Source organism: Candidatus Pelagibacter sp. HIMB1782 (genome assembly GCF_052047475.1).
Lineage (GTDB): Bacteria > Pseudomonadota > Alphaproteobacteria > Pelagibacterales > Pelagibacteraceae > Pelagibacter.
The window spans coordinates 832,501-855,577 of sequence record NZ_JBNAKE010000001.1 but is presented as its reverse complement, the minus strand read 5'-3'; the positions used below and the strand labels follow the sequence as shown (position 1 = coordinate 855,577).

At 23.0% G+C, this 23,077-nt stretch carries 24 protein-coding genes and 1 rRNA gene (1 of these 25 cut by a window edge); 5 read left to right on the top strand and 20 right to left on the bottom strand.

What is annotated here, in order from left to right:
• Window positions 1-105: 105 nt before the first annotated feature.
• The 8 genes from ACTTAO_RS04480 to ACTTAO_RS04445 are packed head-to-tail and all read right to left on the bottom strand — an operon-like array spanning window position 106 to window position 10,058.
• Complete coding sequence (locus ACTTAO_RS04480; protein ID WP_440691086.1) at window positions 106-1,188, bottom strand: glycosyltransferase; 1,083 nt, start codon at window positions 1,186-1,188, stop codon at window positions 106-108.
• Window positions 1,189-1,191: 3 nt separating this feature from the next.
• A complete protein-coding gene (locus tag ACTTAO_RS04475) occupies window positions 1,192-2,868 on the bottom strand; it encodes a hypothetical protein (RefSeq protein ID WP_440691084.1) in 1,677 nt (558 codons plus the stop codon).
• Window positions 2,861-4,009, bottom strand: a complete 1,149-nt coding sequence (locus ACTTAO_RS04470) for a hypothetical protein (RefSeq protein WP_440691082.1) — start codon at window positions 4,007-4,009, stop codon at window positions 2,861-2,863. The genes ACTTAO_RS04475 and ACTTAO_RS04470 overlap by 8 nt, the downstream gene beginning before the upstream one ends.
• Window positions 3,990-5,147, bottom strand: coding sequence for a DegT/DnrJ/EryC1/StrS family aminotransferase (locus ACTTAO_RS04465; RefSeq protein WP_440691080.1), 1,158 nt, complete (start codon window positions 5,145-5,147; stop codon window positions 3,990-3,992). The genes ACTTAO_RS04470 and ACTTAO_RS04465 overlap by 20 nt, the downstream gene beginning before the upstream one ends.
• An 11-nt stretch (window positions 5,148-5,158) precedes the next feature.
• A complete protein-coding gene (locus tag ACTTAO_RS04460) occupies window positions 5,159-6,832 on the bottom strand; it encodes an ATP-binding cassette domain-containing protein (RefSeq protein WP_440691078.1) in 1,674 nt (557 codons plus the stop codon).
• A gap of 4 nt (window positions 6,833-6,836) precedes the next feature.
• Window positions 6,837-7,955 (bottom strand): N-acetyl sugar amidotransferase, encoded by a 1,119-nt coding sequence (locus ACTTAO_RS04455; protein ID WP_440691076.1) that lies wholly within the window; start codon window positions 7,953-7,955, stop codon window positions 6,837-6,839.
• A 2-nt stretch (window positions 7,956-7,957) separates the two neighbouring features.
• Window positions 7,958-9,106: a DegT/DnrJ/EryC1/StrS family aminotransferase gene (locus tag ACTTAO_RS04450; RefSeq protein WP_440691074.1), complete on the bottom strand. Its 1,149-nt coding sequence runs from the start codon at window positions 9,104-9,106 to the stop codon at window positions 7,958-7,960.
• On the bottom strand, window positions 9,087-10,058 hold the full coding sequence (locus tag ACTTAO_RS04445; protein ID WP_440691072.1) for a polysaccharide biosynthesis protein: 972 nt from the start codon (window positions 10,056-10,058) through the stop codon (window positions 9,087-9,089). The genes ACTTAO_RS04450 and ACTTAO_RS04445 overlap by 20 nt, the downstream gene beginning before the upstream one ends.
• Window positions 10,059-10,089: 31 nt before the next feature.
• Here ACTTAO_RS04445 and ACTTAO_RS04440 point away from each other — a divergent pair, with 31 nt between their 5' ends.
• Complete coding sequence (locus ACTTAO_RS04440; protein WP_440691070.1) at window positions 10,090-10,818, top strand: phytanoyl-CoA dioxygenase family protein; 729 nt, start codon at window positions 10,090-10,092, stop codon at window positions 10,816-10,818.
• On the opposite strand, the gene ACTTAO_RS04435 is transcribed toward ACTTAO_RS04440, so the two are convergent.
• The 11 genes from ACTTAO_RS04435 to ACTTAO_RS04385 all read right to left on the bottom strand — a co-directional run bounded on the left by ACTTAO_RS04435 (window position 10,810) and on the right by ACTTAO_RS04385 (window position 19,808).
• Window positions 10,810-11,523, bottom strand: a complete 714-nt coding sequence (locus tag ACTTAO_RS04435; RefSeq protein ID WP_440691068.1) for a cytidylyltransferase domain-containing protein — start codon at window positions 11,521-11,523, stop codon at window positions 10,810-10,812. The genes ACTTAO_RS04440 and ACTTAO_RS04435 overlap by 9 nt on opposite strands.
• Entirely contained in the window at window positions 11,523-12,770 is a 1,248-nt protein-coding gene (locus ACTTAO_RS04430; RefSeq protein WP_440691066.1) for a hypothetical protein, read from the bottom strand. The genes ACTTAO_RS04435 and ACTTAO_RS04430 overlap by 1 nt, the downstream gene beginning before the upstream one ends.
• A gap of 16 nt (window positions 12,771-12,786) precedes the next feature.
• Complete coding sequence (locus tag ACTTAO_RS04425; RefSeq protein ID WP_440691065.1) at window positions 12,787-14,073, bottom strand: class-III pyridoxal-phosphate-dependent aminotransferase; 1,287 nt, start codon at window positions 14,071-14,073, stop codon at window positions 12,787-12,789.
• Window positions 14,074-14,094: 21 nt separating this feature from the next.
• Entirely contained in the window at window positions 14,095-14,703 is a 609-nt protein-coding gene (locus ACTTAO_RS04420; RefSeq protein ID WP_440691063.1) for a D-sedoheptulose-7-phosphate isomerase, read from the bottom strand.
• Window positions 14,696-15,541: an N-acetylneuraminate synthase family protein gene (locus ACTTAO_RS04415; protein WP_440691061.1), complete on the bottom strand. Its 846-nt coding sequence runs from the start codon at window positions 15,539-15,541 to the stop codon at window positions 14,696-14,698. The genes ACTTAO_RS04420 and ACTTAO_RS04415 overlap by 8 nt, the downstream gene beginning before the upstream one ends.
• A 64-nt stretch (window positions 15,542-15,605) precedes the next feature.
• On the bottom strand, window positions 15,606-16,367 hold the full coding sequence (locus tag ACTTAO_RS04410) for an SDR family oxidoreductase (protein WP_440691059.1): 762 nt from the start codon (window positions 16,365-16,367) through the stop codon (window positions 15,606-15,608).
• Entirely contained in the window at window positions 16,364-17,083 is a 720-nt protein-coding gene (locus ACTTAO_RS04405) for an SDR family oxidoreductase (RefSeq protein ID WP_440691057.1), read from the bottom strand. The genes ACTTAO_RS04410 and ACTTAO_RS04405 overlap by 4 nt, the downstream gene beginning before the upstream one ends.
• Window positions 17,070-17,906: a sugar phosphate isomerase/epimerase family protein gene (locus ACTTAO_RS04400; RefSeq protein WP_440691055.1), complete on the bottom strand. Its 837-nt coding sequence runs from the start codon at window positions 17,904-17,906 to the stop codon at window positions 17,070-17,072. Before ACTTAO_RS04400 ends, ACTTAO_RS04405 begins: the two co-directional genes overlap by 14 nt.
• Before the next feature lie 18 nt (window positions 17,907-17,924).
• Window positions 17,925-18,920 carry an aminotransferase class IV gene (locus ACTTAO_RS04395; protein WP_440691053.1) on the bottom strand — a complete coding sequence of 332 codons (996 nt, stop codon included), beginning with the start codon at window positions 18,918-18,920 and terminating at the stop codon, window positions 17,925-17,927.
• A gap of 4 nt (window positions 18,921-18,924) precedes the next feature.
• The gene (locus tag ACTTAO_RS04390; RefSeq protein WP_440691051.1) at window positions 18,925-19,617 is read right to left on the bottom strand and encodes an acylneuraminate cytidylyltransferase family protein; all 693 of its coding nucleotides are present in this window, start codon (window positions 19,615-19,617) and stop codon (window positions 18,925-18,927) included.
• A complete protein-coding gene (locus ACTTAO_RS04385) occupies window positions 19,617-19,808 on the bottom strand; it encodes a hypothetical protein (RefSeq protein ID WP_440691049.1) in 192 nt (63 codons plus the stop codon). Before ACTTAO_RS04385 ends, ACTTAO_RS04390 begins: the two co-directional genes overlap by 1 nt.
• A gap of 24 nt (window positions 19,809-19,832) precedes the next feature.
• On the opposite strand from ACTTAO_RS04385, the gene ACTTAO_RS04380 reads away from it, so the two are divergent.
• Genes ACTTAO_RS04380 through pseI form a run of 4 tightly spaced genes read left to right on the top strand, consistent with a single transcriptional unit; the run spans window position 19,833 to window position 22,845 of the window.
• On the top strand, window positions 19,833-20,480 hold the full coding sequence (locus ACTTAO_RS04380) for a formyltransferase family protein (protein ID WP_440691047.1): 648 nt from the start codon (window positions 19,833-19,835) through the stop codon (window positions 20,478-20,480).
• Window positions 20,477-21,142, top strand: a complete 666-nt coding sequence (locus tag ACTTAO_RS04375; RefSeq protein ID WP_440691045.1) for a formyltransferase family protein — start codon at window positions 20,477-20,479, stop codon at window positions 21,140-21,142. The genes ACTTAO_RS04380 and ACTTAO_RS04375 overlap by 4 nt, the downstream gene beginning before the upstream one ends.
• Window positions 21,132-21,800, top strand: a complete 669-nt coding sequence (locus tag ACTTAO_RS04370; protein ID WP_440691043.1) for a PIG-L deacetylase family protein — start codon at window positions 21,132-21,134, stop codon at window positions 21,798-21,800. Before ACTTAO_RS04375 ends, ACTTAO_RS04370 begins: the two co-directional genes overlap by 11 nt.
• Window positions 21,801-21,807: 7 nt before the next feature.
• Window positions 21,808-22,845, top strand: coding sequence for a pseudaminic acid synthase (gene pseI, locus ACTTAO_RS04365; protein ID WP_440691041.1), 1,038 nt, complete (start codon window positions 21,808-21,810; stop codon window positions 22,843-22,845).
• A gap of 46 nt (window positions 22,846-22,891) precedes the next feature.
• Here the strand turns inward: pseI and ACTTAO_RS04360 are convergent.
• Window positions 22,892-23,077 (bottom strand): 23S ribosomal RNA (locus tag ACTTAO_RS04360); it runs 2,567 nt beyond the window's last position.

Here is a 23,077-nt window from a genome sequence, read left to right as displayed (position 1 = left end):
AATAAATCTTGGATATTTAGAATAAATATTTTTAATAATCTAAATTTACTGATTTTCATGTTTTTTTAAAATTATTTTCTAAGAGTATTTAATTAATTATAATATCTATTTCAAAACCTCAATATACTTTAAAGTAACTTCAGATACTTTAAATTGGTTAAGGTATGTATTGTTGGGCAAAATTTTTGAATTAAAAAAAGTTTTATTAAAAGTACAAATAAAATCTTTAGATGAATTTAATTTAAATAAAAATCCATATTTTCCATCATCCAAAATTTCTTTAGGCCCAAAATTACAATCTGAGCTTATTATTTTTTTTTTGAAAAACAAACCTTCTCCTACAACATTGCCAAAACCTTCCCATAAAGAAGGTAGTATTAAATAATCACAATTTCTGATTAAATTGTATGGATTTTTTCTATATCCTAGAAAAAAAACCCTATAATTTAATTTATTTCTTAACACCTCCTTTTTTAATGCATCATAGTCTTCTCCTAAACCTACAATAAAAAGATTGATTTTATTAAAATTTTTTAATTTTCTTAAATTTTTAATTACAAAAATTTGATTTTTTTGTTTAGTTAATCTACCAATTAAAAGAATATTTATATTATTTTTCTTAAATAAATTTAAATATTTGTCTTTTTTTAAACTTTCTGAAATTATATTATTTTTAAATATTGGATTGTAAATATATTTTATATTATCACTTGATAGATTAAATTCTTTTTTTATTTGGTTTTTTAAACCCTTTGAGACCGTGATTGTCATATAAGAAAATTTAATAAAATATTTAAAAAGTATTAGGGTAATTTTTGATTTAAAATTTATAAATGATTTTGAATAATTGTTATGAATTGAAAATATTATTTTAGTATTTGAAAAAGAAATAAATTTACATAAGACAGAAATTACACATGCTGCGTATAAAAAAGAAATAAAATACTTGGGTTTCACTTTATTTAGTATTTTAGTTATTTCAAATATAGAAAAAACTAATCTTTTTGATTTTAATTCAATAAATTCTATTTTATTTGATAAAATAAAATTTTTATTAAATTTTTTTTTTAAAGTTAAAAGAATAATTTCTCTATTCTTTTCCGCTAAATCATTAGCTAGATTAATTGCAACTTTTTCAGCACCACCATCTCTTAAATTTGGTATAAAAATTATTGTTTTAAATTTCATAAATTAAATATTAATAGATTTTAAAAATTTACTTCTCATTTTTTTAGAAAAATATTTAACAAATTCTACTTTACCTAAATTTTCTATTACAAAGTCTCTATAAAATCTATTATTACAATTTATGTTTGGGATATGATTTTTGAAATTTAAAATCAATATTGGCCAATATTTATTATAAATTTGATTTAATACACCAGTATAACTTGAAATTAATATACAATTAATTTTATATTTTGTTATTGATATGTCATAATTTTTTTCCTCATCAAGAAATATATTATTAAATTTATTCATTTTAAAAAATTTTTTATAGTATTTTATATTTTTCGGATGGGGTCTAAAATAAATTTTAATATTTTTGAGTTTTTTAGATAACTTTAAAAAACTATCATAACTCTTAATGTTATGAAGATCAGAAAAAAGTAAAAAATTTAAATTCGTTGAGTACGAAAATGCATCTTTTTTCTTCTTGGATAGATTGGTGTGAAGAAAATTTATTTTTTCGTTATATTTTTTTTTATTAAGTGTAATTTTTTGAAGTAAACGAATCTTTTTTGGAATGAAAGATTTATTTAAAACCTTAAATACATCAAAACATCTTATTTTCTGAAAAAAACCAACAAATCCATGCTGTAATGCTAAGCTATTAAAATTTTCTTTTTTTAAAATATTTGTCATCACTCTTCCTTCGGTAAATTCAAAATATCCATAATTAATTTTTTTTTTGTTACCGATTTTATTTAAAGTACTTTTGATTCCTTTTTCATAAACTAGAAGTTTAGGAAGTTCTACATTTCTGTAATAATAATTAATATAATTTTCTAAATAACCATGTATTCCAATTTTATTAAGATTAGACTGAATTTTATTTTTCAATGTAAAAGAATTTTTACAAAAATAACTATTAAATATATCAGTTAAAGAAATATATCTTTCAATAAAATCAAAATTTTTGTTTTTATTTAATTTATTGAAAAATCCTAACTTTGGTGAATTTAACAAATTTTTATTTCCTCTTATCAATGAAACATAATAGAAAAAAAAATTATTATTTTTATAGTAGGAAATATTGAGATTTTCATCGAAGTGATCTGGGAAATTTGCGAAAAATATATTTTTAGATTTTATATTTTTTTTTTTAGAAAATTTTAATAAAATTAAGTTCTTAATTTCATAAATCAAATTTTTTAATTTTATGATTAATATACTCAAATAAAAAAAATTTTGAAAAAGAAATTTTTTTTTTAGAAAATTTTTTTTTATATATATATATTTAATATTAGGTAAATCAGATAAGCATTGGTTGAGACTATATTCTTTTATATCTGTGAAGAAATAAATTTTATTAATTTTTTTAATTTTAATTAAATCACTTATATATTCTTTTCTAAAAAAATTTATCCAAAAATTATCTGCTAGATTAAATTCTGAAACTTTCATCGTCCAAAATTCATCAAATATTTTTTGTTTTTTTATTTTTTCAAAAATTTCTCCTATCTTTATCTTACAAAATTTCTGAAATTTAATATTTTGATTTATTTCAATAAATTTTCTACTTTTAAAATTAAAAAAATTATTACTAAAATTAAGACAGTAAATCTTTTTTGATTTATTTTGATTTTCAATTCTTTTAATTATCTCTTGATTTAATTTGCAATTAAATATTATTAATTCACTCATTTTCTATAATTTCATTTATAATTTGTAAAAAATTTTTATTTTCTTTTCTAAACTTTGGGTGAATAACATAATTAGAAATAAATTCTTGGTATTTAACTTTTGATATATTTAATTTTTTTATTTTAAAATTTAAATTATCTATATTAACTATTTGAGAATTAAATAGATTGCTATTTTGATTAATATAAGTTTGAAACCAACTTTTTTTTATTTCATTACTTGTTAGATAAATCATTGGCTTTTTATAAATCGCTGCAAAATGTTTTGCAGTTGAAGAATGTAAAAATACTAAATTTGATTTTTTAATAAGTTGATTGGTTATATCTCTAAATCTTAAAAAATTTCTAAAATATTTTTCAACTTTTTTAGTTGTTGAAGGATGTAGTGCAATTAATATCTTTAAATTGTATTTTTTTTCGAAGTTAGTAAAAAAATTTTGTAAACTTTTATAATATTTAAGAGTTGCTGGTGAATTAGGATAATTAGAATTGTAGTAATCTGGATGAAAAACTATATTTTCATCAATAAATACTGCATAGTTATTAATGTTTATTTTCTTAAAAAATTTCTTTTTGGTAAGTTCAAAATCATAACTATAAAAATTATATTTTTTTATTTTATATCTTAAATTATCTCCTTTATATCCAGAGGATATATAAAATTTTGGTATCAAATTATTGAAAAAAAATTTAAAAAAGTGTTTGGTAAGATACGCATAAATTGATTTGATAAAATAGAATGGATTTTTAATATTTATTGAAATCCTTTCAATCAAACTAAATTTTATGTGAGGTTGTAAACCTCTACGCATAATTAAAGTATTTAAATTATTTTTTAAAAAAAAATTTCTTATCCTTAAAGTTCTTATTAAATAATTATTACCCAACATATCTATAATTAAGTCAGGATTATTTATTAAAATTAAATCATAAAGTTTCTCTATTGTATTTATTTTAATATAATTTTTATAATTTTTAACTCTATCAAATTTGACTTGACCTTTAAAAATACCAGTTAAATCGATTAAATAAACTTCGTATTGTTTTGATAATTCTAAAATATTAAATTTTGTTAAATGAATTTTTTGAAATGTTGTATTTTTAATAAAAAATATTTTTTTTTTAATTTTTAATTTTTTCATTTACAAAATTAATTATCGAATTTGAAACTTTTTTAATCTCCTTAGTTTTAAGTTCTGTGCCAGATGGCAATGAGATGCAATTTTCAACAATATTTTTCAAATTTTTGGTTCTATATTTTTGATACTTTTTGAGATACTTCAGTTCAGTAAATGGAATAAAAATTGGTCGTGCTTCTATATTGTTTTTTTCTAAATAAGAAATTATTTTCTTTGTAATTTTTTTTTTAGAAACTATTTTTACATTTATTAACCAATTATTTGTGCCATCCTTATCATAATTTAGTAACTTAACTTTCTCATTTTTTTTAAAAAAAGTAGAATATTTTTCTATAATATTTTTTTTTTTTTTTATTTTTTTATTTAAATATTGTAATTCACTTAGTAAAATTGTTGCATTCAGATTTGTAATTTTATAATTATAACCAACACCATCATTATAAAAATTTTTTTTTTTACATTGATTTGCTTTATGACTTGAAAATTTATAAATTTTAGTATCATTCGTTAACAACGCTCCTCCACAAGATGATGTTATAATTTTATTTGCATTAAAAGAAAGGCAGCTTATATCAGCTAATGATCCAGCAGTTTTTTTAGTTCCTGAATACTTTGCACCTAAACTTTCGGCAGCATCTTCAATTAAATATACTTTTGCTTTGCTTGCTTTAATTATTTTTTTAATCCTATGAATATCCAATGTTTTTCCATAAAGATTTACAAATAATACTGCAATAATTTTTTTGTTTGTTTTTTTATTAAAAAGTGTTTTATTTTTTACATAAGTTTCATTTTGTATAAATTTCTCTAAATCATCTAAATTTAGATTTAAATCCTTACTTACATTTAAAAAGATTGGACTGATATTATTATATAACAATGCATTAACTGTTGATATCCAGCTTAAACCTGTCGTTATTATTTCTTCATTATCGTCAGTTTTTATTGACTTTATTGCTAAATCCAATGCACTAGTACCATTAATTGTTGCACAGCAATACTTTACATTATGAATTTTTGATAATTTAACCTCTAATCTACTAATATTTTTTCCAGAAGTAGAAAGCCAATTTGACCTAAGAACTTTGTTAACATTTTTAATTGTTTTATTTGATAATTTTGGTGGATGAAGCTTAATCATAAATTGGGAAACTATAATAAAATTTTTTTATCAAAAACTAAACTTGAATTTTCTCTATGCGTAACCATTATCAAAGTAATATCAGGAATAAAATTAATAATATTATTAATAATCTGCATTTCAGTTTTTTTATCAATACCGCTAGTGGCCTCATCTAAAACTAAAAGTTGTGGCTTTTTATATAAAGCTCTTGCAATAGCCAATCTCTGTTTTTGACCACCAGATATATTCATGCCCAGTTCTCCAATTTCACGATTTATATTTTTAAATTCCTCTCCTAAACAAACTATATCTAATATTTTTTTTATATAATTTTCATCTTTTTCTTTTTCATACAGATCAAATGATATATTTTTTCCAATAGTATCATCGATCAAAAAAATATTTTGTGGTACATAACTAATAATTGTTTTCCAATTTTCAGAAAATATTAATTTATCTGAGTTATTAATAAAAATTTTTCCAGTAAAATTTTCCTGTAAGCCTAAAATTATATCACATAATGTTGTTTTACCAGTACCACTGTGACCAGTTATCAACACCTTATCATTTTTTGATATTTCAAATGTTAAATTTTTAATAATTTTTATTTCTTGATAATTATAACTTACTTCATGTAATTTGAGATTTTTAAATTCTATTTCACTTTTGATCATTTCAAATTTTTGTTCTTGAGAAATTTTACTAATTTTTTTAAAGTGTGAAATTTCTTGATCTATCAAATTATATGAAGGTTTTAAAAATTTGAGTTTTGAGTAAGATCTGGTTATCAAATTAAAAGCTGGTATAAACCTTATTAAAGATATTGAAAAAAGAGATAAATCAAATAAAAATTTTTCCTGGACTATGTCATTTCTGTAAAAAAAAATAATAATCAGTGATAAAAACAAGACTGAGAGAAATTCAAGAAAAGGTCTAGACAGTTTAGAGATAAAATCATAGTACCTTTGATTTAATTCTGACTTATCAAATACATCATTAAAAAAACTTGTAATCTGTTTTTCTACTTGCAAGGTCTTAATTTCTTTTACAGCCCCAAATGCTTCATTTAATTTTTTAAAAATTTTGAACCTTTGATTTTGAAGCTCTATCCCTCTATTTTTAATTTCTTTTTTAAAATAAAAATAAAATAAATATGAAAAGAAAACTAAAAAAGTTACTGTTATAAATGTAATTTTAAATGAATTTAAAAATAACATTATTAGTATCAACAAAAGTACTAGAAGCTCTCTTCCAATCATTGCAATAGATTGAAGATAAAAACATGCTTGATTATTTTCAGTAACTATATTTCTTACTAATTCTGCTGAATTTTTTTTTTTATAAAAATTTATCGATGAATTTAAATAATAATCAAATAATTTTTTTGCGTTCTGAACTTTTATCACATAAAGCAAATTTTGTTCAAAAAAGTATATCCAACTTAAAAAAGCATTCTTAATAAAAAAAATAAAGCAAATAAATAAACAAAAATGAAATATCTCAAATTTAAAATTTACTATCGTACTTTGATCAAAATTGCTTACAATAAAATTATCTTCAGGATTAAGTAAAAATTCTAAAAATAGTGGAATTGAGGCTATTCCTATAAGTTCTAAAATTGCAGCAGAAAATAAAAAAAAGATTAGGAAATAAAATTTATTAAATACTTTTCCTGACAAATTTTTAAGTTTATTTGTTACCATAAATTTAAAGCATAAACTTACTTTTTAATTTTGGTCTAAAAATGTTTTGTCTTATCAAAGTATTTTTTTTATCAAATATTTCCCAATTTGTATATTTAACACATAACTTTATGAATTGTTTTTTTGTTAAATTTATCTCTTTTAAAATTGTTTCTAACTTAACTCCTAAGTATTCATCTGGAAATTCACCATCATATTTTTTAATTAGCTCAACACCTTTAACTTTTGATATTTTCTTTCTTCTTATAAGCCTAGAAACTTGATCGTGAGTCCTTCCCATTCCTATTTTTAAAAATCTAAAATAGTCATGAATTCCATCATGATAATTATCGATATTCTCATATTTTAAAATACTACCCCTTACTCTTTGAGTACTACTCCGAAATCCATATTTTTTTACGAAATTATAATTTTCAAAACCATCCCATTTAAAAAAATAACCTAAATAAATTGATTTTATTTTTTTTATTTCATTGTATGGCAAATAATTAAAAAATAATTTTGGTAATTTAAGTTTGTACTTTTGTGATATTTTTTTGATATCTAAATTTAGTTGACCACCAAATTTTTTTAACCATATTTTATAATTCAATAAGTAACTTTCACTTAAATTTGAGGGTCCACCATACTCATTTTGAGAATTTTCTCCCCATAAGATTTTATTAATTTTCAATTTTTTTGTAATGTTTGTTATTCCACAATTTATTGCCATATTTTCAATCCATTCAATATCACCTGTTTCAATTAGCCCAATTCGAGACAATTCATTTGATAATTGTTTGGAAAATTGAATATTTAATAATTCTACACCCAGTGATCTAAGATTCTCTAAATTTATTTTACCAATTTTACTCATATGTCCTGTATTCACACAAACAGCTAAAGGTTTGCATCCTGTTTCTAATAATTTGATAACTTGATAAGTACTATCTTTGCCTCCACTAACAGGAATTACACAGTCATAATCAAAATTTATATTCTTTTTAAATATAGTATTAAATTTTTTCTCTCTTAGATCCCAGTCAATATTTTTTCTTTGATTAAAATTTAAACAAGCACTACAGGTGCCATTTAAAAAAAAATTACTTGAAGTATTCAAAGTTAAACAATTTTTACAAATCATAATTAAAAAGAGTTTAATATTTTTATAATTCGATCTAAATCTTTAATTTTCAACATTGGGTGAATTGGAATAGATAAAGAGTCTTTAAAATACGAAATCGAATTTCTTAAGTTATTTGAATTAAAAATGACATTTGAGTTTTTTTTATAAAATGTATGAAGGTGATTTGGTATATAATGAATTCTAGTTTCAATATTATTTTTGTTTAGCATTTTTACTAGCTTATTTTTTTTATTATTAATATTTTTTTTTAATCTTATTATAAAAAGATGCCATGAGTGAAAGTGAATTTTCTCTTTAAAAAAATCGTACTTTTGATTTGAAAGTTTTTTTATGTAGTAATTTGCTATGTCTACTCTTTTTCGATGAAGAAAATTTATTTTTTTTAATTGTGAAATTCCTAATGCACACTGAAAATCAGTTAGTCTAAAATTATATCCCAAATTTTTAACATCATAATCTTTAATATTATTTGATTTTTTTGATTTTCTAACCATAGAATGGGAAATTAATTTTTTAATATTTCTGTAATTTTCTTTATTTTTTACAGAAATTATCCCTCCCTCTCCAGTAGTAATAATTTTTATAGCATGCATACTAAAAACTGATATTTCTGAATATTTTCCACATCCAACATAATTACCACATTCATACCTCGACCCTAAAGCATGACTTGCATCCTCTAAAATTTTAAAATTATAAATTTTAGATAACTTCCAAATTTTTTTCATATCTATAGCGATTCCCCCCATGTGGGTTATTATTAAAACTTTAGGTAATTGTTTTTTTTTAGTTTTTAATAATTTTTTTTTTAAAATTTCATAAGTTATATTTGGGTACTTTTTGTCAACATCTATAAGAACAGCTCTAGCGCCTAAGTGTAATATAGAATTAATATTAGAGCAAAAAGTAATATTTGAAGTCCACACAATATCATTAGATTTTACATTTAGAGCTTTTAAACTCACAACAAGGGCGTTTGAAGCATTAGAGGTTAGAATACTGTATCTAAATCCAAATTTATTATTTAATTTTTTTTCAAATTTTGATTGAAAAGGTCCTTGAGTTATAAAATTATTCTTAAGTGAATTTTTAATAAAAATAAAATCACTATTATCAATATATGGTTGGCTATATCTTATTGTTTTCATTCTTCATAAGATTTCTAAGTAATGATGTAATTTGATCTCTGTTTAAAAAGTTTTTATTACTTCCTGAATCATAATCTAAAAATTTCTTAATAAATTGATTTTTATGATTTGAATTAATTACAAAATAATTTTTGTGTTCTTTGGCGTAATATTTTTCTTCCATTGAAATCAAAACTTCATGCAATTTCTCTCCTTTTCCTTTGCCAAGTAGCCTTGGTTTACAATTCAAAGCTGAAATTATATCTGATATTCTAACTGATGGAAGTTTAGGAACAAAAATCTCATTCCCTTTCATTATTTTCAAAGAATTGTAAACAAAATTTAATGCTTGATTTATATTAATTATGAATCTTGTCATTCTTTCATCAGTTAAAGGTAATATTTTTTTATTTAGTTCAATCAATTTCAAAAAATAAGGAATAACAGATCCTCTAGAATTTATAACATTTCCATATCTGACAACAGAAAACATTTTTTTTCTTGGTCCTTTCATATTGTTTGCTGATAGAAAAAGTTTTTCTGCAGATAATTTTGTTGATCCATAAAGATTAATTGGATTTACAGCTTTATCAGTAGAAACTAGAATTATTTTTTTTATATAGTTATTTTCAAGGCTTGAGTTAATAATATTTTCACTTCCATTTATATTGGTCTTTATTGCTTCAGTTGGATTTTCTTCACAAACTTCTAATCTTTTTAAAGCAGCTGCATGCACCACAGTATCACAATCTGCAAGACAATTTAGAACCCTATCTTTATCTCTAATGTCGCCTATTAAAAATCTAAGTTTATTTTTATGAATTTGAAATTTTTTTTTCATTTCACTTTGCTTCAATTCATCTCTAGAAAAAATTACAATTTTTTTTGTAAACTTTTTTTTCAACAAATATTCAACAAAGCCTTGACCAAATGTTCCTGTCCCACCTGTCAAAAATATTTTTTTTGGTTGCATGAATAATTAATATTTACTAAAACAATTAAATATGAACCCTATAGACTATTTTAATAAAAATGGCGAACTTAAAATTAATAATTTAATTTCATTTAGTGAAATTAATAAATTAAAAAAAGAATATAAGCTATATACTTCAAAAAACTTAAAAAAATTAAAATTAGGTAGAGATTTTAATTTTTCAAAAACACAAAATATTCCAAGCTCCCTTCATAGATTAGAAAAAAATAAAAATAGTTTTTTTTATCAATTGACTAAAAAAAAAAAAATTCAAAACCTCGCGAAAAAACTAATTGGAAGTGAAATAAAATTATATTCTATTCAATTTTTTCTAAAAAACTTTAAGGAAAATCATCCAACACCACTCCATCAAGATAATGAATATTGGAACTACAAAAATGGCAGAGGTCTTAGTTTTTGGATAACCCTAAACAATACTAACAAGAAAAAAGGTGTATTATATTATTTACAAAAGAGTCACAATAAAATATTCAAACATGTATCTTCTAAAGTTCCTGGAAGTTCAAAAATAATTAAAAATATTTCAAATAAATATAAAAAAAAATATTATTCTCTAAATGCAGGCGATTGTGTTGCTCATGATTCCAAATGTGTTCATGGCAGTTTTAAAAATAAATCTAAATCAGATAGGATTGCTTACATAATTTCTTTTGTATCAAAAAATTCAAGAAAAGATTTAAATAAAAGAAATATTTATGAAAAAAATCTCAAAAAAATAAATGCAAAAAGATTAAATTAGTTTTTTTGCTAAAATAAAATCATCCTCAAAGTCAATATCTACACATTTATAATAAGGCATCACATAACCAAATATTTTTGATCTATTAGTATAAAAATATTTTTTATTAAATATTTGAATTCCACCAGAGTCAAAAAATTTTTTTTGGAAGGTATCAGAGGTTCTTTTGTGTGCATTAATATTATCATACTTGATTTCACTTTTATTTGTTAAAGACATCGACCACTCAACTGGAGCTGGATAAGCTGTTAAAGTTCTGCATGTAATACCACTGTTTGAATATTTTTTACATAATCTCAAATAAAAATTAATAAACTTTTTTAAATCATTATGTTTAAGATTAACTGCTGTAGCATAAAGCATAGCAAAGTGTTCAAATTTATTATCTTCAAACTTTTCCCTAATATAATCAACCACCTTTTCCATTGGAAACTTATCATCAGTCATGTGCTTTGGTCTTAAAAAAGACAGATCAATATACTTTTTATATTTTATATTTTTTTTTTTTAAATTTTTTATTTTTTTTAAAACTTTTTCTGATTCTGTTGATATATGAATTGTTTGAAAACTTGATGTTTTGATAGCCTCATCCAAAATATATTGAAACAGATATTTTCCTTTAATTTTTCTAAAATTCTTATTTTTGACTCTTCTACTTTTTGACTTGGCTAAAATAATACCTAAAATTTTTTGTTTTGTTCTCATCAATAAAATTTAAATTTTACTGTATTAAATTTATTTAATAATTTTTGATTTATTGAATATTTTTTGAAAACATAGCTAAAGTTATAATTAAAATCAATTTTTTCTCTTTTGTACAAACATGCCAATAGATATCTAAAGTTATTATAAAAATCATATATAATTAATTTCCAATAATGTTGGCTAGGTAAATTAGATGATTCTTTTTTTAGCGATTCAACCATGTGACTAAAATCTATATTGCAGTTATTCAAATATTTTTTCTTAAATTGGTCAAAAAGTTTGTTATTCTTACTTGCTCTAATTTTTTTTAAATCTTTTATTGTCAATTTTATATTATTGAAATCTACCTTATGACTTAGTTGTTTATGCAAATTCAAAAAAGTCTCTTTTTTATAATTCCCCTTTAGATCAATTAAAGGAATATTGCTAAGAATTAAATCTATATTAGTGCTAGAAGAAGGTGTGAAAACTATATCCACATTTTCAATCCAATCATAAAAATTCTCTGATCTATCTATTTTGACATTAGTATATTTGTTTTCTAAAAAAATATAATCTTTGAAATTTTCATTTGGATGCGGTCTTATGTTTATATTAATTTTCTTGTCATTATAATAATCTAAAATTTTTATAATATTTTCTACACTCTTTATATTATTCTCAATTATCTCCTGGAAAGACCAATGCTCTTTTAAACCTAAAACTTTATTTTTTTTTTCTAGTTGAATATAATCATATATAAATTTAATCTTAGAAATATTTTTAAAATTTGATAGCCCCACATTCCTACACAGAACACCTACTGTAAATTTATTAATATTTTTTTTTAAAATTGATAAATAAACTAGTCGAAAAGGTCCTATAACTGAAACATTTTCCTTGCTAACTTTATATTCTGTTACAAGGTTTTTTTTTGTTAAATTATTCCAAACAAATATTTTTTTTATGTTTTGAAGGTTTTTTCGTTGATAAGTTAAATGATATAATTCTTTATTTAAAAAACCTTCAGTTTCAAGAATATAAAATAAATTAGATTTATGAGTTTTATATCTATTTATTTTTTGAGGTGTTAATATAAAAATTGAATTTTTAAAATTAGTAATAAAAAATTTTATATTAATTCTACTAATTAAATACACTTTAGCATGGGATATCTTATTTTCTAAAAATTTTGAAAGAGTGAGATATATTTTTGCGTCTCTACCACCTAGGTCACATTCAAGGAAAATTATTTTTTTATAAAACATTTAAATATAAAAATTATCAGCTGATTGTCTCAAATATAGATCTTTCTAAAATTTTTACTCCCTTAAGTAATTCTTGTTTATTAATAATTAATGGAGGTCCAAGTTTAATAGATTCTCTACCAGTTCTTACAACAAGCAATTTATTTTTAATTGCTTTTTCACAAACAACATTTGCAAGATCTGTTGGGGATAAATTTGAATTGTTATTAACTTTAAAAATTATTGCAGCTATTAATCCTTTGCCTTGAATATCAAATATGAATTCATTAAATTTTTTCTTAATTTTATTCAATTCAATATGAAATAATTTTCCAATTATTTCTGAATTTTTAACAATATTTTTATTTTTAAACTCTTTCAAGGTTGCGATACCCGCTGCACATGCCAATGGATTTGCAGAATTCGTACTACTCATAGATCCAGGAGCTGGCAAATCCAAAATTTTTTTTGAACCAAAAACACCAGAAATTGGGAATCCAGATCCCATTCCTTTTCCACAACAAATTAAGTCTGGTTTCACATTATAGTGTTGAAATCCAAAATTTTTACCTGTCCTACCAAAGCCAGCTTGCATTTCGTCAAAAACAAGGAGTATGTCATTTTTTTTACAGAATTTTTCAACCTCTTTAACATAATTTTTTGGATAAAAGACAGCTCCCCATCCTTGAAAGCTTTCTAAAAAAAATGCACAAAAATCTTTTTTGAAATTTTTTTTTTTAAATTTTTTTAAGGAATCCTTAAAAAAATTTTTAGAATTTTTATTTTTAACTTTCCAAGGATAAGGAAAGTCTAAAAAAATATTTCTTTTATCTTTTATAGTCCATGAATTTTGATTAGGGTCTGAATTAAGCATTTGCGCACCCATGGTTCTACCATGCCAGTTACCATTTAAAGAAATTATACCCAATTTTCTTTTTTTCTTTTTTATTCCATAGAGCCTTGAAAGTTTTATTGCTGCCTCTACACTTTCACTTCCACCACTTAATAAATAAAATTTTTCAAAATAACCTTTACAAAATTTTTCTAATAATTTTAGGTAATTAATACGTTTTTCATGTGGATAATTATAAGAGTAAATTAAAGGTGATTTTAATGATTTTGATATTTCATTAATTACTTCTTTGTTTGAATGACCTACATTTGCAACAAAAATACCAGAAGTAAAATCCAAATATTTATTATTATTTCTATCAACAACAAACACACCCCTTGCTTTTTTCCAATGTACATTAAATTGTTGATGCATTCCTCTAGTTTCAAGGTTATTCAATGTTTTATGAGTTTTATTTATTGAACTAAACATTAAGAAATTAATAATTTAAAATTATATAATTTTATTTTTTAATAATAAATCTTCAACCTTTTCTAATATAAAATGACCTAAAAAAATATGTGTTTCTTGAATTCTTGCAACATTGTTACTTTTAATAATTAAATATTTTTGAGAATGATTTTTTGCTTTACCACCTTGAAAACCTAAAAACGAAATACTTAAAATTTTTTTTTTTTTAGCCTCTTTTAAAACCTCTATGATATTTTTTGAGTTTCCTGAAGTTGAAATAGCAATTAAAACATCATTCTTTTTTACCAGCGCTTGAAAAGGTCTAGAAAATATTTTATCAAAATCATAATCATTTCCACAAGCTGTGATTGTTGAAGTATCTAAAGCTAAGCTTATTGCTTGGATAGGTTTTCTGTTAACTTTGGGTCTTAATCTTATTAAAAATTCTGCAGCTAGATGTTGTGCATCTGCTGCTGATCCACCATTTCCACAAAAAATTAATTTTCCTCCTAATTTAATTTTTTTGAAAATTAAATTTATAATCTGGTTTATTTCTTTTTTTTGAAAAATTAGTTTTTCTTTAGATTTATTTGTTTCTTGAATAGCAGTTAACAAAGATGAGGAAAGACTGCTTATTTCACTTTTAATCATTTGTTTTGATGTGAGCTCTTAGCTTTTTAGCAATTGGAATTTCATCGTCTATTATGTTTCCTAATTTTTCTGTTCCATAAGCAATTAACATCTTATCAATTGAATTTGTTAATTCCTTCATGCCCCTAAGTTCTAATGATGCTGCCTGATCACTTCCATACATAGTTCTATCTAGGGTTATATGTCTCTCAAGTGAACTTATACCTAAACCAACAGCTGCTAGTGAAACAACTACTCCATTTTCATGGCCACTGTATCCAACTTTACAATTATATCTCTTTTTTAATGCATTAATTGTCATTAAATTGGCATCAGAGTCTTTCATAGGATAAGTTGATACACAATGCATTAATTCAAAACTACAATTATTTTTAAGAAAAATCTCTACTGCATCATCAATATTTTTTGTAGATGACATTCCAGTTGAAATAAAAGTATGTTTTTTTTGCTTTGAAACTTGATTTAAAAACTCTTTATCTACAATCATTGCAGATGCAATTTTGTTAAAACTGAGATCAAATTTTTCCAAAAAAGTAAGGCTTTTTGAATCCCACGCAGAAGCAAACCAGCTTATTTTTTTTGACTTACAGTAAGAATCTATTTCTTTGTATTCATCTTCACCAAACTCGAGGCCATTTTTTTGTTCTCTCTGAGTTTTCCCCCATGGACTATCTCTATGTGAGTTTAAGATTTCTTCAGAATAAACAAGTTCTATTTCTCGTTTTTGAAACTTGACTGCATCAAATCTACACTCTACTGCAGCATCAATTAATTTTTTAGCAATTTCTAAACTGCCATTATGATTTATTCCTATTTCTGCTATTAAGTAAGGTTTCATAATATTAATTATATTAAAGAATTATAGTGTAAATTTATATAAAATAAAAAATTAATTTCACTAATTATATTATTGTTCTTCCTCCATCAATAAGAATATTTTGTCCTGTTATGTAAGATGAACCTTTAGTTGCTAGAAAATAAATTAAACCTATAATTTCAATAGGATCACTTAATCTTTCCATTGGTATAACATTTGTTAATTCTTTTAGAAACTTCGAGCTTTGTTTATTCTTTATTGGCCCAGGAGATACCATGTTTACTCTTACATTATCTTTTGCATACAAAGATGCAAAATATTTTGTTAACCCTAACATCCCATGTTTAATTACAGAGTAAGTTACAGGTTTAATATAATTTTTATATGAACTTTTATATAATTTTTGGTTTGGTGCAATTACAGATAAATCAGAACCTATATTTATTATTGATCCTTCTTTTTTCTTTATCATTTCTTCACCAAAATATTTTATCATTAAGAAAGAACCTTTTAAGCTTACATCTAATTCTTTATCCCAATCTTGAACTTTAGGAAATTTTATTTTATTTTGTTTTTTAAATGGAACTGCATCAATTGCAGCATTATTTATAAGAACATTAACAAAAAAGTTCTTATTTATTTTATTATACAGATTTAAAACGCTTTTTTCTTTAGTAATATCACAAGTAAAGAATTTAAAATTTTTTTTATTAGTATAAGTTTTAATTAATTTATTTTTATCTTTATCTACACATAAAACCATAAAACCTTTTTTTAAAAAAAATTCACAATATTTCCTTCCTAAAAATCCAGCTCCACCTGTTATTAAACAAACATTTTTTCTCACAAACTTTCACCTCCATCAATTATAAACTTTGAGCCTGTTATGTTATCTCCTGAAAAACCGAATAGGTAATTACAAATTTCTGCTATTTGTTTTGGATTGCAAAATTTATTTAGAGGTACATTTGTTTTAATATATTTTTTAATTTTTGCTTTATCTTTTTTAATTTTTTTAGACCAATTATTATTATCCATTAGAATATTACCTGGCATAATAACATTTAACTTAATATTAAACTTTGCAAGCTCCTTAGCCTTAATTTGAGCGTAAAAATTTAATGCTGATTTTGCAACAGAATAGGTTATTGGAGCATTTGTTATTTTCTCAGAGGCAATAGATGATATTGCGATAATTTTTGTTGGTTTGTATTTGTAACTTAAACAATAACTGTCAACTAAATTTGTAAAACAAAAAAAATTATCATTTAATGCAATATGCCAATCTTGCTGTTTTTCACGTAATTTAAATGTTTTCTTACTTTTTCCAGCACATGAAATAATTAGATCAATTTTTTTATATTTTTTCTTGAGCTTTTTAAACAAATTTTGAGATTGCCTGCTATTGCTTAAATCACATAAATAATTGTCTGATTGAAGATCAGACTTAGTTTTTTTTGATACACATATTACCTTGTAGTTTAAGTTTAAAAAATAACTAACTAAATATTTACCTAGATTTTTTGATCCTCCAGTAATTAAAATTACTTTATTTAATTGCATTTTCAAAAAAATTTCTATTAATCAATATCTCTTTTAAATCATCTCTATCATTACTTCTTGCAGTCTGTAAAATAAAATTACCTCTATATTTATTTTTAATTAACTTAAAAAAATCTTTATATTTCCAGTTTCCTTTGCCAAGACGAACAGTTTCGCCATGTAAAATTCTATCTTTTATATGAATATTATTTATATATTTTAAATATTTTATTTCATGATTAAAATCATAATTTAATGCAGCACTATTTCCTGTATCATAATTGATACCAACTTTTATTGAGTTAAAAAGTTTTATGAAATTTATAACTTTTTCTGGCTTATAATCTATTTCGAATAAAATTTTTGATCCTTTTTTAATAAACTTTAATAATTTTTTTATTTCTTTTATTAAATTGTTTTCCTCAATTTTGGATTTAATACTAGAATTATCAACTAACGGAAAGACATGATATTTAACGTCAATTTTATTTGAATTTTCAATTATTTTTTTCAAATTAAGCAATATTTTTTTTTTATTTTTATTATTTTTTTTTTTAAAAAAAGGTTTTTCCATAAAATAATCATAAGTAATTGATGGTATTTTTATTTTGGTTATTTCAAGCATTTTTTTTACTTCTTCCATATTGCCATTAAATAATGGATTTGAACCTATATTTTCATAATTAATTGTCCATTCCATAATTTTAAAATTATTATTACTAGCTATTGAAAGTTCTTTTTTCCAATTTTTTGATGGAAAAAACTGTATGGTATTTTTTTTTTCTGGAGAAACCAATCTTCCTTGCATAAAACCAATTCTTTTTGAGTACTTTTTTATTGGCATAATTTAAAACTGGATTAACTATTTGATTTTATTTGAAAATTGATATGGACTTGTAAAATTTTCACTTAGATCTTCACATTCTTTCCCAAAATCTTTTATCTGCTTAATAATATCCAGTCCAACATTACTGCTCCATTTTTTTAGTAATTTTTTTGTAACAACTCCAAATTCACCATTTCCCACGTTCAGCCCGTTGAATTTAAATACTGGTAAAATACAAAACGGGGTACCTGTCATAAATGCCTCGTCTGCGGTATAAACATCATATGGTTCAATATTTTTTTCAATACATTTAATTTTTAGTTGTTTACAAATTTCAAATATATAATTTCTTGATATGCCAACTAAACAATTTCTACCTTCAGGAGTTATTACAATATTATTTTTTACAATAAAAAAATTATCTCCACTTCCCTCTGCAATAAAACCATCAGGATCAGCCATAAGTGCCCAGTTATTTTTTCCTTTAAACATTGAAGCCTCTATATTTGCCATCTGATAAAAAACTCTGCTTCTATTTTTGATTTTCGGATCCATTAAATGAGATGGAATAGCTTTTTGATTTACTAAAACTGCATTAATACCCTCATCATACAATTTTCCCATACTGGCAACAGTCCATTTAAGAGGAAAATCAGCCACTACTATTGTTGGCTCTATCTTATTATCAAAAACAGGTGCATAAATTCCTAGAGGTCCTCTACTTATATTAATCATCAATCTATGTTCATCTGTTTTTTCAAAAAATTTTTCATTTTTTTTTATTGTTTCTAAACATATATTCTCTAAGTCTTTAATTTTTAAATTTAAGGGTATTCTGTAAATTTTTACTCCATTAAGGAGTCTTTCAAGATGCTCTCTTAATTTAAATTGTTTTTTATTGAATGATCTAGTCATCTCAAAAACCATGTCACCAAACATTAATGCTGAGTCAAATATTGAAATCTTGGCCTCTTTTTCAGGCACATATTTTCCATTTAAGTATACAACTCTTCCTTTATCAAATTGAGACATATTTTTATTTACTATTATTGAGTATATAGTTTTTATGGATTGATTCTATTATTTTCCAGTCCTCCTTCTCATCTAATTCAAAGGATTCAAAAATACTCATTTTGAAAATGTCAAATTTGCCACCTATCCTGTTGTTATTGTTAAATAAAATTTTTGATTTAAATATGTAAATTGAACCATTTTCTACATATGTTGACTTCCTTGATTGACGATTTCCTCTTTTTTTAAAATCATAATTTAAACTACGATATTTTTTGTTTTTTTTATTGTACTCCCATATCAAAAAGTCACTTAACTTTGAGCCTGAAAAACAACTGTCAAGCTTTTTTAAATTAAAAAATTTTAATGCATTATCTAAAATATTTTTTTTTCTTACGGGGCTGGTAGGGGGTAATAAGACAATTGTTTTGTAGGAATTATTATAACTTTTTAAACAATGTTTTACTACACTTTCTGTTGAAGATTTATCTCCACTTATAGATTTAGGCCTTTTTAATAAACTAATATTGAATTTTTTTGATAAATTTAATATTTTTTTTGAGTCTGAACTTACTACAATTCTATCTGCTAATTTACTCTCTAATGCAGTCTTTATTGTCCATTCAATTAATGGTTTACCATTAAATTTTTTAATATTTTTATTCGGTATACCCTTTGAGCCTCCTCTGGCAGGTATTAATATTAAAATTTTATCCATTAATTAGACAATTTTTTCAGTAATTCTGAAATTTTTTTATCGTCATAATTTATTTTCTTCATAATCTTTGATGCATTTTTTGGATCTAATTTAAAAGCTAATCTCAATATATTCATCCAATTAACATTATTTTTTGATCTAATTTTTTCTATTTTTGATATGATTTTAAGATATTTGTTATTTGATTTCATGGAAGGTATATATATTAAAAATTAATGAAAATACAAATACTTATTAGTAAATCTTCATGGGCAAATAAATACAAAAAAAATATTATAAGTCATTTAAGTAATTACTCAAAAAATATTAAAATTTTTAATGATCACAAAAACTTAAAAAAAAATTATGATATAAATATAATTTTTAGTTACTTTAAAATTATTCCAAAAAAATATTTAATTAAATCCAAAGTAAATTTAGTACCACATGAATCTAATTTACCTTTGGGTAAAGGCATGTCTCCTTTAACCTGGCAAATTTTAAAAAATAAAAAAAGGATTTATTTTTCTTTGATTGAAGCAAGTTCAAGTGTTGATAGTGGTAAAATTTATTTTAAAAAAAGAGTAATTATCCCAAAAAGTTTTTTATTTGATGAAATAAAAAAAATTCAATTTAAAGAAAATTTAAAATTAATTCTTAAATTCATAAAAATTTATAAAAAAAGTAAAAAAATTCAATTGGGACAAAATCAAAAAGGGGAAAGCACTTTTTATAAAAAAAGATCTCCAATAGATAGCGAGATCAATATAAAAAAATCAATTATTTCACAATTTAACTTATTTAGAGTTGTTGATAATAAAAATTACCCAGCTTTTTTTAAACTTTATGGAAAAAAATACTATTTGCGAATAAATAAAAAATGAAATTTTTAATAATAACAAAAAAAAAATGGAAATTAGATAATTTTAAAGATTTAAATAAAAATTTTACTGTAAGTACAAACTTAAATGTATCTAAAATTAAAAAATTAAATCCAAAGATAATTTTCTTTATTCATTGGTCTAAAATTGTCAGTAAATCTATTTATGAAAAATATCTCTGTATTCAATTTCATTCCTCTAATCTTCCAAAAGGTAGGGGTGGAAGTCCTATACAGAACCAAATTTTGCTTAATAAAGAAAAAACAAACATAACAGCGTTTAAAATTGTTAAAAATTTAGACGCAGGACCAATATGTTTGAAAGACGAACTTTCGCTTAAAGGCAACGCGTCTGAGATATTTGAAAGAATGGAAAATAAATCCATTAAAATGATTAAAAAAATAATTAAAACAAAAAAACTTAAATTTAATGAACAAAAAGGAACACCCTCGTATTTCAAAAGAAGAAGTAAATTAGACAGTGAAATAAATTTTAAAAAAGTAAAATCAATTAGAAAACTTTACGATTTTTTAAGAATGTTAGATGCTCCAGGTTATCCTAAAGCTTATATTAAATTAAAAAAATTTAAAATTTTTTTCAATGATATTAAAATAGTTAAAAAAAAAATTAATGCTAATGTAGAAATAAAAATAAATGAAAAATAAAAACATTCTCATAGTTGCAGCACATCCAGATGACGAAATCTTAGGATGTGGAGGTACAATATCAAAATTACAAAAAGATAATTCTATAGAAGTGATTTTTATGACAAATGGCATATCCTCTAGAAAAGTAAACAATAATCAAATTAAAAAAAGGAAAACAGCTTACGTAAATTTGTTTAAATTTCTTTCCTTGCCTGAACCAAAAAATTTTGGTTTTCCTGACAATAAAATGGACACAGTTCCTCTTTTAAAAATTGTAAAAAAAATTGAAAAAAAAATAAATGAATTTAAACCAAACATAATTATTACACATTATGAAAATTGCTTAAATATTGATCACAGAGTTACTTTTGAAGCTGTAATGACCGCTTGTAGACCTTTGAAAGATACATGTGTAAAAAAAATTTTAAGTTTTGAAATTCCATCCAGTACAGAATGGGCACTATTTAAAGGTAAAAATTTTCAGCCAAACTATTTTATAGACATATCAAATCATTTAGGGAAAAAATTAGAAATGATCAAATTTTATAAAGATGAATTAAGACCTTACCCACACAGCAGGTCAATTAAAGCAATTAAATCTTTTGCAAGTTTTAGAGGAGTTAGCGTTGGAGTAAATTATGCTGAAGCCTTTTATCTTAACAGGTCAATAGATTAACTTCTAAATGAAAGAAATTATTAAAAAAATTTTTGATAAAAATTCGCCTCCAGTACTAATTGCAGAGATTTCTGCAAATCATACCGGGTCAATAAAAAGAGCTAAAAAACTTATATACACAGCAAAAAAATATGGGGCGGATCTGGTAAAATTACAAACATATGAGCCAAAAAATATGACTATAGATTCTTCAAGAAATGACTTTAAGGTCAAAGATGGTATATGGAAAGGTTATAAATTATGGGACTTGTACAAAGAAGCACAAACGCCATTAAAATGGCAAAAAGAACTATTTGAATATGCAAAAAAAATAAACATTCCATGTTTTAGTACTCCATATGACGATGAGGGTGTTGAGCTTCTTAAAAAGATTAAATCTAAACTATATAAAATTTCTTCATTTGAAATGAAAGATAGTTATTTAGTTAAAAAAATTTGTAAAATTGGAAAACCTGTAATTATTTCAACAGGTTTATCAAATTTAAATGAAATAAACGAAGCTTACAAGACTGCCAAAAAAGCGGGATGTAAAAAATTAGTATTATTGTATTGTGTAAGCTCATATCCAGCTAAAAATGAAGATTTTAATTTAAACAACATAGATGTCTTAAAAAAGAAATTTAAATGTGAAATTGGTTTTTCTGATCATTCAACTGATAATACTGTTGCGATGTTAGCAATATCTAAAGGTGTAAGAGTAATAGAAAAACATATTGCGCTTGATAATCAAAAAAAGGGTTTGGATATTGAATTTTCAATAAAGGGCAAACAAATTAAAAAATTTAAAGAAGATATGATTAAAGCGTGGACACTTTTGGGTAAAAAAAATTTCTATAGAACTGTTAATGAGCTAAAAAATGTCAAATTTCAAAGATCAATATATGTTATTAAAAATATTAAAAAGGGAGATAAATTTTCAATAAAGAATATAAAAAGAATTAGACCTGGTTTCAGCCTGCCAGCAAATAAGTGGGGATATATATTGGGAAAGAAATCAAAAAAGAATTATTCAATTGGTTCAAGAATAAAACTAAATGAATTGTAATTAGTTTAAATTATATCAATTAAAGTCAAAAATTTTTTTCAGTGCATAAATCAAGCCAATTGAGCTATTAGTACTGGTCAGCTGCACGCATTACTGCGCTTCCACACCCAGCCTATCAACGTGGTGGTCTACCACGGCTCTATAGGAAGAACTAGTTTTGAGGTGAGTTTCCCGCTTAGATGCTTTCAGCAGTTATCTCGTCCATACTTAGCTACCCGGCACTGCAGCTGGC